This window comes from Streptococcus sp. Marseille-Q7087 (genome assembly GCF_965111935.1).
In genome coordinates, this window is sequence record NZ_CBCOPJ010000001.1 from 772,016 (window position 1) to 789,194 (window position 17,179).

13 protein-coding genes and 1 other annotated feature are annotated in these 17,179 nt (G+C 37.8%); all 13 genes read left to right on the top strand.

All coding sequences use genetic code 11. The annotated features are described in order from the left end of the window. Positions 1-70: 70 nt before the first annotated feature. The 13 genes from rnr (at position 71) to ACWPVF_RS04095 (ending at position 17,044) form a co-directional block, all read left to right on the top strand. The gene (rnr, locus tag ACWPVF_RS04035) at positions 71-2,413 is read left to right on the top strand and encodes a ribonuclease R (protein ID WP_454384848.1); all 2,343 of its coding nucleotides are present in this window, start codon (positions 71-73) and stop codon (positions 2,411-2,413) included. Beyond that, positions 2,376-2,843 (top strand): SsrA-binding protein SmpB, encoded by a 468-nt coding sequence (smpB, locus tag ACWPVF_RS04040; RefSeq protein WP_001051741.1) that lies wholly within the window; start codon positions 2,376-2,378, stop codon positions 2,841-2,843. The genes rnr and smpB overlap by 38 nt, the downstream gene beginning before the upstream one ends. Positions 2,844-2,857: 14 nt before the next feature. Next, positions 2,858-3,718 (top strand): SAM-dependent methyltransferase TehB, encoded by an 861-nt coding sequence (gene tehB, locus ACWPVF_RS04045; protein ID WP_454384850.1) that lies wholly within the window; start codon positions 2,858-2,860, stop codon positions 3,716-3,718. Between the two features lie 189 nt (positions 3,719-3,907). Continuing rightward, positions 3,908-5,056: a hypothetical protein gene (locus tag ACWPVF_RS04050; protein WP_454384852.1), complete on the top strand. Its 1,149-nt coding sequence runs from the start codon at positions 3,908-3,910 to the stop codon at positions 5,054-5,056. Positions 5,057-5,138: 82 nt separating this feature from the next. After that, positions 5,139-6,095: a competence protein CoiA gene (locus tag ACWPVF_RS04055; protein WP_454384854.1), complete on the top strand. Its 957-nt coding sequence runs from the start codon at positions 5,139-5,141 to the stop codon at positions 6,093-6,095. An 18-nt stretch (positions 6,096-6,113) separates the two neighbouring features. Next, entirely contained in the window at positions 6,114-7,916 is a 1,803-nt protein-coding gene (gene pepF / locus ACWPVF_RS04060) for an oligoendopeptidase F (protein WP_454384856.1), read from the top strand. Position 7,917: 1 nt separating this feature from the next. Further along, positions 7,918-8,631, top strand: coding sequence for an O-methyltransferase (locus ACWPVF_RS04065; RefSeq protein WP_414307809.1), 714 nt, complete (start codon positions 7,918-7,920; stop codon positions 8,629-8,631). Positions 8,632-8,705: 74 nt separating this feature from the next. Next, on the top strand, positions 8,706-9,647 hold the full coding sequence (gene prsA / locus ACWPVF_RS04070; RefSeq protein ID WP_414307808.1) for a peptidylprolyl isomerase PrsA: 942 nt from the start codon (positions 8,706-8,708) through the stop codon (positions 9,645-9,647). A gap of 211 nt (positions 9,648-9,858) precedes the next feature. Then, a complete protein-coding gene (gene ftsW / locus ACWPVF_RS04075) occupies positions 9,859-11,070 on the top strand; it encodes a cell division peptidoglycan polymerase FtsW (protein WP_414307807.1) in 1,212 nt (403 codons plus the stop codon). A 22-nt stretch (positions 11,071-11,092) separates the two neighbouring features. Next, positions 11,093-13,918, top strand: a complete 2,826-nt coding sequence (gene ppc / locus ACWPVF_RS04080; protein WP_414307806.1) for a phosphoenolpyruvate carboxylase — start codon at positions 11,093-11,095, stop codon at positions 13,916-13,918. Positions 13,919-14,012: 94 nt separating this feature from the next. After that, positions 14,013-14,229: a binding site (T-box leader), on the top strand. A 133-nt stretch (positions 14,230-14,362) separates the two neighbouring features. Continuing rightward, a complete protein-coding gene (gene trpX, locus ACWPVF_RS04085; protein WP_414307805.1) occupies positions 14,363-15,361 on the top strand; it encodes a tryptophan ABC transporter substrate-binding protein in 999 nt (332 codons plus the stop codon). A gap of 61 nt (positions 15,362-15,422) precedes the next feature. Continuing rightward, on the top strand, positions 15,423-16,289 hold the full coding sequence (locus ACWPVF_RS04090) for an ABC transporter permease (protein WP_016465932.1): 867 nt from the start codon (positions 15,423-15,425) through the stop codon (positions 16,287-16,289). After that, the gene (locus ACWPVF_RS04095) at positions 16,286-17,044 is read left to right on the top strand and encodes an ABC transporter ATP-binding protein (protein ID WP_414307804.1); all 759 of its coding nucleotides are present in this window, start codon (positions 16,286-16,288) and stop codon (positions 17,042-17,044) included. Before ACWPVF_RS04090 ends, ACWPVF_RS04095 begins: the two co-directional genes overlap by 4 nt. Positions 17,045-17,179: the final 135 nt, after the last annotated feature.

The following is a 17,179-nucleotide window of genomic DNA, read 5'->3' on the forward strand; positions in this document are numbered from 1 at the left end:
TAGCCTATTTTTATTTTAAAGAGAACTAAGGTTTACATTAAAATAAAATTCACAAATCTAGAAAGAAAATATGAAAGATAAAATAAAGGAATTTATAGAAGAGAAAGGGCGAGCAACAGTAAATGAGCTAGCTCAAGCTCTGGGAAAGGAGAGCTCTAAGGATTTTAGTGAGCTCATCAAAACTTTGTCTCTGATGGAAAGAAAGCACCAAATTCGTTTTGAAGAAGATGGAAGTTTAACCCTAGAACAGAAGAAAAAACATGAGATTACCCTAAAAGGAATTTTCCATGCTCACAAAAATGGATTTGGTTTTGTTAGCATAGAGGGAGAAGAAGACGATCTTTTTGTCGGAAAGAATGATGTTAACTATGCTATTGACGGAGATACTGTTGAAATCGTAATTAAGAAGGTTGCGGATCGTCAAAAAGGAACTGCTGCAGAAGCAAAGATTATCGATATTCTAGAACACAGTTTAACGACTGTGGTTGGGCAAATTATTCTTGATGAAGAAAAGCCCAAGTATGCTGGTTATATCCGTTCTAAAAATCAAAAAATTAGCCAACCAATTTACGTAAAGAAACCAGCTCTCAAGTTAGAAGGCACAGAAGTTCTCAAGGTCTTTATTGAAAAGTACCCAAGTAAAAAGCATGATTTCTTTGTAGCAAGTGTTCTGGATGTGGTAGGGCATTCGACAGATGCTGGAATTGATGTTCTAGAAGTACTAGAGTCCATGGATATCGTTTCTGAGTTTCCAGAAGCTGTTCTGCAGGAAGCAGAGAGTGTTCCGGATACTCCATCAGAGAAAGATATGGAAGGTCGCTTAGATCTTAGGGATGAAATTACATTTACTATAGATGGTGCGGATGCTAAGGACTTAGACGATGCAGTTCACATCAAGCCATTGAAGAATGGTAATTTTGAACTAGGAGTTCATATTGCAGATGTTTCTTATTATGTAAAGGAAGGTTCTGCTCTTGATAAGGAAGCCCTTAATCGTGCGACTTCTGTCTATGTGACAGACCGAGTTGTACCAATGCTTCCAGAACGACTTTCAAATGGTATTTGTTCTCTTAATCCTCAAGTAGACCGCTTGACTCAGTCTGCTATTATGGAGATTGATAAACATGGTCGTGTTCGTAATTATACGATTACGCAGACTGTTATCAAGACAAGTTTTCGTATGACCTATAGTGATGTCAATGATATCCTAGCAGGTGATGAAGAGAAGAGACAAGAGTATAAGAAAATTGTTCCTAGCATTGAACTCATGGCCAAGCTACATGAAATTCTAGAAGGTATGCGGATTAAGCGTGGAGCTCTAAATTTTGATACCAATGAAGCTAAGATTTTAGTAGATAAAAAAGGAAAGCCAGTTGACATTGTTCTTCGACATCGTGGTGTTGCTGAACGTATGATTGAGTCTTTTATGTTGATTGCTAACGAAACGGTTGCCGAGCATTTTAGCAAGTTGGACTTACCTTTTATTTATCGTATTCATGAGGAACCTAAAGCTGAGAAAGTTCAAAAGTTTATTGATTATGCTTCAAGTTTTGGCTTGAGAATTTATGGGACTGCTAGTGAGATTAGTCAGGAAGTTCTTCAAGACATCATGCGTGCTGTTGAAGGTGAGCCTTATGCAGATGTGTTATCCATGATGCTTCTGCGTTCGATGCAACAGGCTCGTTATTCAGAGCATAATCATGGTCACTATGGACTAGCTGCGGACTATTACACTCACTTTACCAGTCCGATTCGCCGTTATCCAGACCTCTTGGTTCATCGGATGATTCGTGACTATGGACGTTCTAAGGAAGTAGCGGAGCATTTTGAACAAGTAATTCCAGAGATTGCAACCCAGTCTTCTAATCGTGAGCGCCGTGCCATCGAGGCAGAGCGCGAAGTCGAGGCTATGAAAAAAGCTGAATACATGGAAGATTATGTTGGTGAAGAGTATGATGCTGTTGTATCAAGTATCGTCAAATTTGGTCTTTTTGTTGAATTGCTAAATACAGTCGAAGGCTTGATTCACATTACAAATCTACCTGAGTTCTATCATTTTAACGAACGCGATTTAACCCTCCGTGGGGAGAAATCAGGAATTACTTTCCGAGTGGGACAGCAGATCCGTATTCGTGTCGAAAGAGCTGATAAGATGACTGGTGAGATTGATTTCTCCTTTATTCCAAGTGAATTTGATGTCATTGAGAAAGGTTTGAAAGACTCTGGTCGTAAGGATAGAGGTCGTCGTTCGGGTAAGAAAGAAGACAAGAGAAAAGCTGGTCGCTCAAGTGATAAGCGCAAGCATTCATCAAAAGACAAGAAGAAAAAGAGCAAGAAGCCTTTTTATAAGGAAGTAGCAAAGAAAGGAGCCAAACATGGCAAAGGGCGAAGGAAAGGTCGTCGCGCAAAATAAAAAAGCGCATCACGACTATACTATCGTAGATACGCTAGAAGCAGGAATGGTTTTAACTGGTACAGAGATCAAGAGTGTTCGAGCAGCTCGTATCAATTTAAAAGACGGATTTGCCCAAGTAAAAAATGGTGAAGTCTGGTTGAGCAATGTTCATATCGCTCCTTATGAAGAAGGAAATATCTGGAATCAGGAACCAGAACGTCGTCGTAAACTTCTCCTTCATAAAAAGCAAATCCAGAAATTGGAGCAAGAAACTAAAGGAACAGGTATGACACTGGTTCCTCTAAAAGTCTATATCAAAGATGGCTATGCTAAGCTTCTTTTAGGACTTGCAAAAGGGAAGCACGACTATGATAAGCGTGAATCGATTAAACGTCGTGAGCAAGATCGTGACATTGCGCGTGTCATGAAGGCTGTTAATCATCGATAGAAAGAGTAAAGTCAATGGAAAAACTAGTTGCTTATAAACGAATGCCAGTATGGAATAAAGATTCCATGCCAGAGGCTGTTCAAAGAAAACACAATACTAAGATCGGAACCTGGGGCAAGATTACCGTATTAAAAGGTACTCTTAAGTTTATTGAGTTGACTGAAGAGGGAGAAGTTATAGCTGAGTACCTCTTTGAAGCAGGTGCTGATAATCCTATGGCACAACCTCAAGCTTGGCACAGGGTCGAGGCCGTCACAGATGATATAGAATGGTACCTGGAATTCTATTGTAAACAAGAAGATTATTTCCCCAAGAAATACAATACCAATCCAGTTCATTCGGAAGTCCTAGAAGCTGTGCAGACGGTCAAACCATGTAAGGCACTTGATTTAGGATGTGGTCAAGGTAGAAATGCACTCTTTCTAGCTCAATATGGATTTGATGTTACTGCAGTTGACCAAAATGAACTTTCCCTTGAAATCTTGCAAAGCATCGTAGAGCAAGAAGATTTAGAGATGCCTGTTGGTCTCTACGATATCAATTCAGCTAGCATAGGCCAAACTTACGATTTTATCGTATCGACAGTTGTTCTCATGTTTTTACAAGCAGATCGCATTCCGTCTATCATTCAAAATATGCAAGAACAAACCTCTATCGGTGGCTATAATTTAATTGTTTGTGCTATGGATACAGAGGATTATCCATGTTCTGTTAATTTCCCATTCACCTTTAAAGAGGGGGAGCTGGCAAATTACTACAAGGACTGGGAGTTGGTTAAGTACAATGAAAATCCAGGTCATTTACATCGTCGTGACGAAAATGGCAATCGTATTCAACTACGCTTTGCAACCATGTTGGCTAAAAAAGTAAAATAAATGAAAAAAAGGAATAGAGAGCAGTCGTTTTCTATTCCTTATTTGTTACCCTAATAAGAAAGGGAATTCTCAATTTATGCTATACTAGAAGTAGGAGAAGTCGATGAAATGAAACAGAATTGTGATGGTTTTAAAACGATTCTGATCGACTACTATTCTTTCAGACTTTTTTGTAGAGGAGGTCTTAGGATGACTAGTCTTTTAATTGAAGTGTATGACCGTCATACCATTGAGAAAAATGTCTATCAGGCTTTTGTCAGTGATTGTGATGAGATTTTATATCTTTCTACAAGAAAAATTGCTGAGGAAGAAAAGCTATCCTTGAAGCATTTTCTAATGGAACAGGTTCCTCACTTAAAACAAGTACATTTTCGACAATTTAACCTAGAAAAAACCTGCCAGGAATTAGACGTATTTATCAATGATTTTGAGACAGTTACCATCGATGTTTTTGGTGGAGATAATCTATTAGCAATAGTTCTATATCAGTATGGTTTGGAGAAAGGTATTCCCATTATTGCTATGGATGTTGAACAAGGAAAGCAGTATGCCTGGGAAAGGGGCAAGATTTATGATAAAAAGTTAGATATTCCTAGTTTATCCATTGAACAATTGATAGCTTTACGGGGTGGAAAAGTCCTTAAATCAAGAAGGCCTCAGCATTCTAATAAGCAAGTACTAGCTATTAAAAAATTGGCAAAATATGCTATTGAAAATCCTGAAAAATGGTATCAGATTACCCAATTCTTTGCACTGGCAAAAACAACTGATTTTTATGCTGAAACAGCAAAAGTTTTGGAGAGTAATGGAAAAATTTATTCTTACCCCAGTAGTTTGATTCCTTTGTTCACAAAAGCTAATTTACTGAAAGTAGAAGAGGAAACAACAGATACTGTCACTTATACATTCCCAACACCAGAGGCACATCTGTTATGTCGAACTAAAGGGCATATTTTAGAATTGTATATCTATTTACTAGCCCTCGAGTCAGAGTATTTTGATGAATGTATGATTGGTACTGAAATTGACTGGAATGGGATTTTCCCTGAGGCTGACAATGTTCAAAATGAGATTGATGTTATTCTTCGTAAAGGTCACTCTGTAGTTTTCATTTCTTGTAAAATGACTGATTTATCAGTTGAAGCTATTAACGAACTTGAAGTTTATGCCAATCATTTTGCGGGTGACAATTGTTTGAAGATGATTGTTTGCTCAGGCAAGATTAACCCCGTTTACAGCCATCGTTGTCAAGAATATGGTGTAATGGTGATAAAGCAGGATCAAATACAGAATCTTATTCCCATGTTGCAGAAATATATTAGAAAACTTCTGAAATAGTTGAGAATTAAATGTGAAAAAGGTTGAGTTGGTCAGCCTTTTTCTGCTTTTTCTTTTCGAATGAATTAGAAAAGGAGAGTTTATGTTTTTAGCTAGAGATAAAAAAGGTCATTTAATCAACTCGTTAGAGAATGAAGTAAAGAGACAAGCTTATTATTGTCCAGCTTGCGGAACAAGTGTTCGCTTGAGAAAAGGGAAAAATGTACGAACGCATTTTGCTCATGAAAGTCTAAAAAAATGTGATTTTTTTCATGAAAATGAAGGGCCAGAACACCTGGAAAACAAGGAGCAATTGTTTTATTGGGCTAAGAAGAATGATGAGGTTGAAACGGAATATCCGATACCTGAACTGAAGCAGATTGCTGATATCTTTATCAATAAACAACTAGCCCTAGAAGTTCAGTGTAGTCCAATTTCTTGTGAACTTTTAAGGGAGAGAAGCAATGGTTATCGAAGTCTCGGTATTCAAGTTTTGTGGTTACTTGGAGAAAAACTATGGTTAAATGAGCGACTAACTCAACTTCAGAGAGATTTTCTTTATTTCAGTAATAACATGGGCTTTCATATTTGGGAGTTAGACCATAAAAGACGAGTTTTGAGACTTAAGTACCTACTCCATCAAGATTTGAAAGGAAAACTTCATTATCAGGTCAAGGAATTTTCTTATGGCAAAGGGAATCTTCTAGAAATATTACGGACTCCTTATCAACAACGAAGCCTGATTTCCTTTTCAGTTGAGCAAGACAGGAACATCTGTTATTACATTCAAAAACAACTCTATTATCAAAACCCCTATTGGATGAAGCAACAAGCCCAAGCTTACTTAAGAGGAGAAAATCTTTTAAATCTAAAAAAAGAGGACTGGTATCCCCAAGTAAGGCCGATAGAACATGGTCATTTTTGTCAGATAAGTCAAAATCTATATGATTATTACCGCAACTTTCAGGCTTATTATGAACTGAATCCACAAAATCAGCAACAAAAGCTCTATCCACCTGCCTTTTATCAGCAGTATTTCTCGAAAAATATGGTAAAATAGAAAGGATGGAGGAAATTTATGGTATTACAACGAAATGAAATAAATGAAAAAGATACTTGGGATCTATCAACGATCTTTGAAACAGACAAAAAATGGGAAGAAGAATTAGCCCTATTAACCGAGGACACAAAAGAAGCAGCTAGACTTGAGGGACATCTTTTGGATAGCGCAGAGAGCCTATTAAATATTACAGAGCGTTATTTGGATTTGAGTCGTCGTCTTGAAAAACTCTATGTCTACGCTCATATGAAAAACGACCAGGATACACGAGTTGCTAAATATCAAGAATACTATGCAAAAGCAATGACTCTTTATAGTCAACTTGACCAGGTATTCTCTTTCTATGAGCCAGAATTTATGGCAATAACTGAAGAGCAGTATCAAAACTTTTTAGCAGAAGAACCAAAACTCCAGCCTTATAAACACTTCTTTGATAAACTCTTGCAAAATAAGGAACATGTCCTTTCACAACGTGAAGAAGAGTTGCTTGCAGGTGCTGGAGAAATCTTCGGGGCAGCTAGTGAAACCTTTGCTATCTTAGATAATGCAGATATCGTCTTTCCATTTGTTAAAGATGAAGATGGAAATGAAGTGCAGTTGTCACACGGTGTCTATATGCGCTTAGTAGAATCTAAGAACCGTGAAGTTCGTCGTGGTGCATATGAAGCACTATACTCTACCTATGAGCAATATCAACATACCTACGCTAAAACCTTGCAGACAAATGTAAAAGTACAAAACTACCGTGCAAAAGTTCGGAACTACAAGAGTGCGCGTGAAGCAGCTCTTGCGGCCAACTTTGTTCCAGAAAGTGTCTATGACAACTTAGTATCTGCTGTTCGTAAGCATTTGCCATTATTGCATCGTTATCTCTCACTTCGTTCAAAAATCTTGGGTATTCCAGACCTTAAAATGTACGATGTCTATACACCATTGTCTTCAGTAGAATACAGCTTTACTTATGAGGAAGCCTTGAAGAAGGCAGAGGAAGCTTTAGCTGTTCTTGGTGAGGATTACTTGAGTCGTGTGAAACGCGCCTTTAGCGAACGTTGGATTGATGTGTATGAAAACCAAGGCAAGCGTTCAGGTGCATACTCTGGTGGTTCCTATGATACTAATGCCTTCATGCTTCTTAACTGGCAAGATAACCTAGACAATCTCTTTACTCTTGTACATGAGACAGGTCATAGTATGCATTCTAGCTACACGCGTGAAACCCAACCTTATGTATACGGAGATTACTCAATCTTCTTGGCAGAAATTGCTTCAACAACCAATGAAAATATCTTAACTGAAAAATTATTGCAAGAAGTTCAAGATGACGCAACACGCTTTGCTATTCTCAATAACTTCTTGGATGGTTTCCGTGGGACAGTCTTCCGTCAAACTCAATTTGCAGAATTTGAACATGCTATTCACCAAGCCGATCAAAATGGTGAAGTCTTGACAAGCGAGTTCTTAAACAATCTCTATGCTGACTTGAACCAAGAATATTATGGCTTGAGCAAGGAAGACAATCCTCAAATTCAGTACGAGTGGGCTCGAATTCCTCATTTCTACTATAACTACTATGTATATCAATATTCAACTGGTTTTGCAGCAGCTTCAGCCTTGGCTGAAAAGATTGTTCATGGTAGCCAAGAGGATCGTGACCATTATATTGAATACCTGAAGGCTGGGAAGTCAGACTATCCACTCAACATCATGCGAAAAGCTGGTGTTGATATGGAAAAAGAAGACTATCTTAATGATGCCTTTGCAGTCTTTGAACGTCGTTTGGATGAGTTTGAAGCCCTTGTTGAAAAATTAGGATTAGCATAAAATGGTTGAGTCATACAGTAAAAATGCTAACCATAACATGCGACGGCCTGTTGTTAAGGATGAGATTGTGGAATTTATGCGCCACAGACAAAAACAAGTGACCGGTTCTTTAAAAGAACTAGAAAACTTTGCTCGTAAGGAGAATATTCCTATCATTCCTCATGAAACAGTCGCTTACTTCCGTTTCCTTATGGAAACTATTCAACCAAAAAATATTTTAGAGATTGGGACAGCGATTGGATTTTCAGCTCTTTTAATGGCAAATCATGCCCCAAACGCAAAAATTACAACCATTGACAGAAATCCTGAAATGATTGGTTTTGCCAAGGAGAATTTCGCCAAGTTTGATAATCGCCAACAAATCACTCTCTTGGAAGGCGATGCGGTAGATGTCTTGTCAACATTGACAGAGACCTATGATTTTGTTTTTATGGATTCTGCAAAATCTAAATATATCGTCTTTTTACCAGAAATCCTCAAACATCTTGAAGTTGGTGGAGTAGTTGTCTTGGATGATATTTTCCAAGGTGGAGACATTGCTAAGGATATTATGGAAGTCCGACGCGGTCAACGAACCATTTATCGTGGTTTGCAAAGACTATTTGACGCAACTCTAAACAATCCGGGATTAACAGCTAGTCTAGTTCCTCTTGGAGATGGAATCTTGATGCTAAGAAAGAATCAAGCAGAAATAGAACTGCCTGATGTTGATTAATTTCAGATATTTTTAAGACAATTTAGTAAAATAGATAAGGTAAACATTTATCTAGAGTATAAGAAGGAGTAAACATGAAGAAAAAATTATTGGCTGGTGCCATCACTTTGTTATCAGTAGCAACTTTGGCTGCTTGTTCAAATAGCTCTCAAGGAGCTGACTTAATCAGTATGAAAGGTGATGTCATCACAGAACATCAATTCTTTGAAGAAGTTAAGAATAATCCAACTGCTCAACAAGTCTTACTTAACATGACCATTCAAAAAGTTTTTGAAAAACAATATGGTTCTGAAGTAAGTGAAAAAGAAGTAGATGACGCTGTAGCAGAAGAACAGAAGAAATATGGTGATAGCTATCAAATCGTTCTTTCTCGTGCTGGTATGACAGCTGAAAGTCGTAAGGCTCAAATTCGTACAAGTAAATTGGTTGAGTATGCTGTTAAGAAAGCTGCAGAAGCTGAATTGACGGAAGAGAACTACAAAAAAGCTTACGATGAGTACACACCAGAAGTAACTGCGCAAATTATTAAACTTGATAGTGAAGATAAGGCTAAAGAAGTTCTTGCTAAAGCTAAAGAATCTGGAGCTGACTTCGCACAATTGGCTAAAGATAATTCAACTGACGAAAAGACAAAAGCAAATGGTGGAGAAATCACTTTCGACTCTGCATCAACAGAATTGCCAGACGTTGTTAAAAAAGCAGCCTTTGCCCTTAATGTTGATGGAATCTCTGATGTGATTACAGCTCCAGGTACACAAGCTTATTCAAACAGTTTCTATATTGTTAAATTGACTAAGAAAACTGAAAAATCTTCTAATATCGATGATTATAAAGAAAAATTGAAGACAGTCATTCTTACTCAAAAACAAAATGATGCTACTTTTGTTCAAGGAGTCATTAGTAAAGAATTGCAAGCAGCAAATATCAAGGTTAAAGATCAAGCCTTCCAAAATATCTTTACTCAGTACATCCAAAGTGATTCAACAACAGAAACTACAACTACATCTTCTAACTAAAGATTAAGACTCTATCTTTCTATTAAGAAAGATAGAGTTTTTCATGTGCCGTCAAAATCTCTGAGTAAAACTAGGCAGAATTTAATAGAATGCTCAATAATCATAAATTCAGCTCATTAAAGGGTAAGAGTTTTTTTCTAAGTTAAAAAATGGTATAATAGCTAGAAAAACTAGAGTTAATAAAAAATTATATTTTGATAGATGGTGAAGTATGAAAATTAGTAAAAGGCACCTGTTGAATTATTCTATATTAGTGCCCTATATTCTCTTGTCCGTTTTGGGCTTGATAGTGGTATATTCGACAACGAGTGCATCTTTAATTCAAGAAGGTCAGAGCGCCTTTCAATTAGTTCGAAACCAAGGTATATTTTGGATCGTTAGTTTGCTTTTGATAGCTGTTATTTATAAGTTGAAGCTAGGATTTTTACGAAACGAACGCTTGTTATTCATCGTGATGTTTTCAGAGTTAGTGTTGCTTGCTCTAGCGCGTTTGATTGGGATTCCTATTAATGGTGCTTATGGTTGGATCAAGGTTGGTCCTATTACCATACAACCTGCTGAGTACTTGAAAATCATTATTATTTGGTACTTAGCTCAACGTTTTTCAAAACAACAAGAAGAAATTGGTGTCTATGACTTTCAAGTTTTAACTCAAAACCAATGGTTACCAAGATCATTTAATGATTGGCGATTTGTACTCATAGTCATGATTGGTAGCTTGGCTATTTTCCCTGACCTTGGAAATGCGACAATTCTCTTCTTGGTAGCTTTACTGATGTACTCAATTAGTGGGATTGCTCATCGGTGGTTTGCAACCATTCTTGGTATACTGACTAGCGTTTCTTTTGTGTCATTGACGGCCATTAAATTGATTGGTGTTGATAAGGTTTCAAAGATTCCTGTCTTTGGTTATGTAGCGAAACGTTTTAGTGCCTTCTTTAATCCATTTGATGACGTTGCTGGTGCTGGACACCAATTAGCTAATTCGTACTATGCAATGGTTAATGGTGGCTGGTTTGGCTTAGGTTTAGGTAACTCTATCGAAAAGCGTGGTTATCTACCTGAAGCACACACGGATTTTGTGTTCTCGATTGTTATTGAAGAGTTTGGTTTTGTCGGAGCAAGTCTTATTTTAGCTCTCTTATTCTTCTTAATCCTCCGCATTATTTTGGTAGGTGTTCGAGCAAAAGATCCATTTAACTCAATGGTAGCGATTGGTATTGGTGGAATGATATTGATTCAGGTATTCGTCAATATCGGTGGAATCTCAGGATTGATTCCATCTACAGGTGTAACCTTTCCATTCCTTTCTCAAGGAGGAAATAGTCTGTTGGTTTTATCTGTAGCTATCGCCTTTGTGTTAAATATTGATGCTAGTGAAAAACGTGCAAAACTCTATAGCGAATATGAAGCACAGCTTTAAGAAAAGTAACAAGGAGAAAAATATGTCTCTTCAAAAACTAGAAAATAACAGAAACAAAACTGTCGTGCAAGAAGAAGTTCAAATCTTGACAGATATGCTTGAAGATATAACTAAAAACATGCTTCCCGCTGAGACCTTTGACAAGATTATGCAGTTGAAGGAGCTATCATCAAAGCTAGACTATCAAGGATTGGATAAAGTAGTAAGAAGTCTTTCTAATGATGAAATGGTCTACATTTCTAGATATTTCTCTATTTTGCCACTTTTGATTAATATTTCTGAAGATGTTGACTTGGCATACGAAATCAACCATCTAAATAATATTGGCCAAGATTATCTCGGTAAATTATCAACAACCATTGAAATGGTCGCTGAAAAAGAAAATGCCGCTGAAATTCTTGAACATCTGAACGTTGTTCCAGTATTAACAGCCCACCCAACCCAAGTGCAACGGAAGAGTATGTTGGATTTGACAACTCATATTCATACGCTCTTGCGTAAATATCGTGACGTAAGAATGGGCCTTATTAACAAGGAAAAATGGCACAATGATCTTCGTCGCTATATAGAGATTATCATGCAGACGGATATGATTCGTGAGAAGAAACTAAAAGTAACCAACGAAATCACTAACGTGATGGAATATTACAATAGTTCCTTCCTTCAGGCGGTACCAAATCTAATGCTAGAGTATAAACGTCTAGCAAAAGAGCAAGGTATTGATCTAAAACAAGCAAAACCTATTACTATGGGAATGTGGATCGGTGGAGACCGAGATGGGAACCCATTTGTAACGGCTGAAACACTCATGCGTTCAGCAACCATTCAAAGCGAAGTCATCTTCAACTACTATATCAGCAAGATTTCTAGTCTCTATCGTACTTTCTCTCTTTCTACTAATTTATCCAAGACAAGCAAGGCTGTTGAAGAAATGGCTGCGCAATCTAGTGATACATCTGTCTTCCGTGAAAAAGAACCTTACCGTCGTGCTTTTCACTTTATCCAATCTAAATTAATTCAAACGCTTTTGAATTTAAAAGAGTGGGCTCTTATTGGTTCATCAGCAGATGAACGACATCATGTTGAACGTCTCCTTGGTGCTCAAGGATACCAACAGGGAGAGATAACCGACTATATCAGTAGCCGACTTACAGGTGCTATCCAAGACTTAGCAGATGAGCGCCCACCCTACTATGAAACGATTGAAGAGTTTAAGCATGATTTAAATGTTATTAAGGATTCATTGCTTGAGAATAAAGCAGAAGCCTTGTTGACTGGTGAGTTTGCAGAATTACTAGAAGCAGTTGAGGTATTCGGTTTCTACTTGGCATCAATTGATATGCGTCAAGACTCAAGTGTCCATGAAGCCTGTGTTGCTGAATTGTTAGCATCTGCTGGAATCAATGACCACTATAGCGATTTGTCAGAAGATGAAAAGTGCGAGTTGCTTTTACATGAATTGTTAGAAGATCCTCGCATCTTGTCTGCGACTCATGCTGAGAAGTCTGAACTGCTCGAAAAAGAATTGGCTATTTTCCAAACTGCACGTGAATTAAAAGATCGTTTGGGAGAAGATGTTATTCGTCAAACAATTATCTCTCACGCAACTAGCGTATCTGATATGCTGGAATTGGCCATCATGCTCAAAGAAGTCGGTCTGGTGGATGCTGAAAAAGCTCGTGTTCAAATCGTTCCTCTTTTTGAAACGATTGAGGACTTAGATCATTCTGAAGAAACAATGAGAAAGTATTTCTCTTTACCACTTGCTAAGAAGTGGATTGCTTCTAGAGATAATTACCAGGAAATCATGCTTGGCTACTCTGATAGTAACAAAGATGGTGGATATCTCTCATCTTGTTGGACACTCTATAAGGCTCAAAAACAATTGACCGCTATTGGTGATGAATTCGGAGTCAAAGTAACCTTCTTCCATGGTCGTGGTGGTACCGTTGGCCGTGGTGGTGGCCCTACTTATGATGCCATTGCTTCACAACCACTCAAATCAATCAAAGATCGTATTCGATTGACTGAACAAGGTGAAGTTATCGGAAACAAATACGGAAACAAGGATGCAGCCTACTATAACCTTGAAATGTTGGTTTCAGCGGCTATCAACCGTATGATTACTAAGAAGAAGAGTGATACCAATACTTCAAATCGCTATGAAGCTATCATGGATCAAGTAGTGGAACGCAGTTACGATATCTACCGTGAGCTCGTATTTGGAAATGAACATTTCTATGATTATTTCTTCGAATCTAGTCCAATCAAGGCTATCTCAAGTTTCAATATCGGTTCTCGTCCAGCAGCTCGTAAAACGATTACTGAAATTGGTGGTCTACGCGCCATCCCTTGGGTATTCTCATGGTCACAAAGTCGTGTTATGTTCCCAGGTTGGTATGGAGTGGGTTCAAGCTTTAAGGAATTTATCGATCAGGATCCTAAAAATATCGAAACGCTTAGAGAAATGTATCAAAACTGGCCATTCTTCCAGTCTCTTCTCTCTAACGTAGATATGGTTTTGTCAAAATCTAACATGAATATTGCCTTTGAATACGCTAAACTATGTGAAAGTGAAGAAGTACAAGCAATCTTCTATACTATCTTAGATGAATGGCAATTGACTAAGAATGTTATCTTGGCCATCGAAGGCTACGATGAACTTCTGGCAGAAAATACATACTTGAAAGATAGTCTAAACTACCGTATGCCTTATTTCAACATTCTGAACTATATCCAGTTGGAGTTGATTAAGCGTCAACGTCGTGGTGAGCTTTCTTCAGATGAAGAAAGATTAATTCATACGACTATTAACGGAATTGCTACAGGATTACGTAATTCAGGTTAATATAAGCTCCATTTTCCAAAAACCGTAGGAATTTTCGTAATTTTTTAAAATTATTCATGAAAACCCTTGACAAGCTTTAGGAAAATGATATAATTTAAGCATTCAGAAAGTAATCATTGAATTTTTCTAGCGAGTCTGTGGTTGGTGGAAACAGATAAATGAAGATGATGAAAATTGGGCTGAATGTTATTAAGAATTTGAAATCATAAGAATTCGGTGAGCACACCTTACAGTGCAACTCGTTTTAGCGAGTAAGAGCGATAGGATAAGTTCCTATAATTGAGGTGGCACCGCGCATCGACGTCCTCACACAAGTTTTTTGTGTGAGGACTTTTTCTATGGGGAGGCAATTTTATGGAAATTAAGCGATGGCGACGCTTGGTAAAGTTATATTGAAAGTTAAATGAACATTACTAAGTTTAAGAAAAATAAGGAGAAATAGATATGAATAAACGTTTAATTGGTATTATCGTAGCATTAGCAGTTGTAGTTGGAGGAAGCTTGATCTACTCTAACTTGACGAAACAAGAAACTAAAACAGAGACAGTTAACAAGACAGCTAAAGTTGGTGTTTTACAATTCGTCAGCCATCCATCACTTGATTTGATTTACCAAGGAATTCAAGATGGACTTGCTGAAGAAGGTTATAAAGGTGACCAAGTTAAAATCGACTTTATGAACTCTGAAGGTGACCAAAGTAAGGTTGCGACAATGAGTAAACAATTGGTAGCAAACGGAAATGATGTCGTTGTCGGAATCGCAACACCTGCTGCTCAAGGTCTTGCAAGTGCAACAAAAGATCTTCCTGTTATCATGGCTGCTATCACAGACCCAATTGGTGCTAACCTTGTACAAAACTTGGAAAAACCAGGCGGGAACATCACTGGTGTATCTGACCACAACCCTGCTGAACAACAGGTTGAATTGATCAAAACATTGACTCCTGATGTCAAGACAGTTGGAGCGCTTTATTCAAGTAGTGAAGATAACTCTAAATCACAAGTAGAAGAATTCAAAGCTTACGCTGAAAAGGCTGGTTTGAAAGTAGAAACTTTTGCAGTACCTTCAACGAACGAAATTGCTTCAACAGTTAATGTTATGACTGGTAAAGTCGATGCAATCTGGGTTCCAATTGATAACACAATCGCATCTGCATTCTCAACTGTAGTATCAAGTAACCAAACAGCTAAAAAACCAATCTACCCAAGTGCGACTGCCATGGTAGAAGCTGGAGGTTTGGCATCAGTCGTTGTGGACCAACACGATCTTGGTGTTGCTACTGGTAAGATGATTGCCAAAGTCTTGAAGGGTGAAAAACCTGCAGATACACCAGTTAATGTCTTCTCAACTGGTAAATCAGTGATCAACAAGAAAGTTGCTAAAGAACTTGGAATTACTATTCCTGAATCAGTTATCAAAGAAGCTGGTCAAGTAATCGAATAAGAATAAAGGAGGAGTTGGAGACATCTCCTCCAATTTTTAGAGTAAAGGAAACGAATCAAACATGCTAATATCTATTATTTCACAGGGATTGGTCTGGGCTATCCTAGGTTTGGGAATCTTTATGACCTTTCGAATCCTGAACTTTCCAGATATGACAACTGAAGGTTCCTTCCCTTTGGGAGGAGCAGTTGCAGTTACTCTCATTACCCAAGGGGTTAATCCTTTTCTTGCGACTTTAGCAGCTGTAGGAGCGGGTTGTCTTGCTGGTTTAGCAGCGGGTCTTCTTTATACGAAAGGGAAGATTCCAACCCTTTTATCAGGAATTTTAGTCATGACTTCTTGTCATTCTATCATGCTCATGATTATGGGGCGAGCAAACCTTGGACTTTTAAATACCAAGCAAATCCAAGATGTTCTTCCTTTTTCATCTGAGATTAATCAATTACTGACAGGTTTGATTTTTGTGACTTTGGTCATTTTACTCATGCTTTTCTTCCTAGATACCAAACTTGGACAGGCCTATATCGCTACAGGAGATAATCCAGATATGGCTCGTAGTTTTGGTATCAATACAGGACGCATGGAGCTTATGGGTTTGGTCTTGTCAAACGGTGTTATTGCACTTGCTGGTGCCCTTATAGCTCAACAAGAAGGCTATGCCGATGTCTCTCGTGGTATCGGTGTTATCGTTGTTGGTCTTGCCAGCTTGATTATCGGTGAAGTCCTCTTCAAGAGTCTTACCCTAGCAGAGCGTTTAGTTACTATTGTTGTTGGTTCCATCAGTTATCAATTCTTGGTATGGGGGGTTATTGCTCTCGGTTTTAACACCAGCTACCTCCGTTTGTACAGTGCTCTTATCCTGGCAACTTGCTTGGTAATTCCAACCCTTAAGGATAAATACTTGAAAGGAGTCAAATTAAGCAAATGACAGCAATTGTAGAATTAAAAAATGCCACAAAAATTGTGAAAAATGGCTTCGACGAGGAAAAAATTATCCTAAACGATGTTTCACTTGAAATTTATGAACATGACTTCATCACAATATTGGGTGGAAATGGAGCAGGGAAGTCAACCCTCTTTAATAGCATTGCGGGAACTCTACCATTGACAAGTGGTAGCATTCGTATCATGGGTGAAGATGTAACTCATTTTAGCCCTGAGAAACGTGCTAAGTATCTCTCTCGTGTTTTCCAAGATCCTAAGATGGGAACTGCACCTCGTATGACCGTTGCAGAAAACCTTTTGATTGCTAAGTTTCGTGGAGAAAAACGTAGCTTATTTCCAAGAAAACTCTCAGCCTATAAAGAAGAATTTCAAGCAACCATTGAGAAGGTTGGCAATGGTCTAGAGAAGCATTTGGATACTCCGATTGAATTTTTATCAGGTGGACAAAGACAGGCTTTAAGTCTCTTAATGGCAACACTAAAACGTCCAGAACTACTTTTGTTAGATGAACATACAGCTGCCCTTGACCCTAAAACAAGTGTTGCTTTGATGGAATTGACAAATGACTTCGTCAACAAGGACCATCTAACTGCTTTGATGATTACTCACCATATGGAAGATGCTCTCAAGTATGGAAATCGCTTGATTGTTATGAAAGATGGACAAATCATCCAAGATTTGAATAAGGATGAAAAAGCTAAAATGAAGATTTCTGATTATTATCAACTGTTTGATTAAGAATTCACATTAACTATAAGCTTAGAGGTAGTATTTACCTCTAAGTTTTTTGTTTTTGAAACGAATAGAAAACTTTAGCTATGATTTTTATTTTCAAGGTTATTTGCTTTTAAATAAAATTTTACTTTAAAAAAG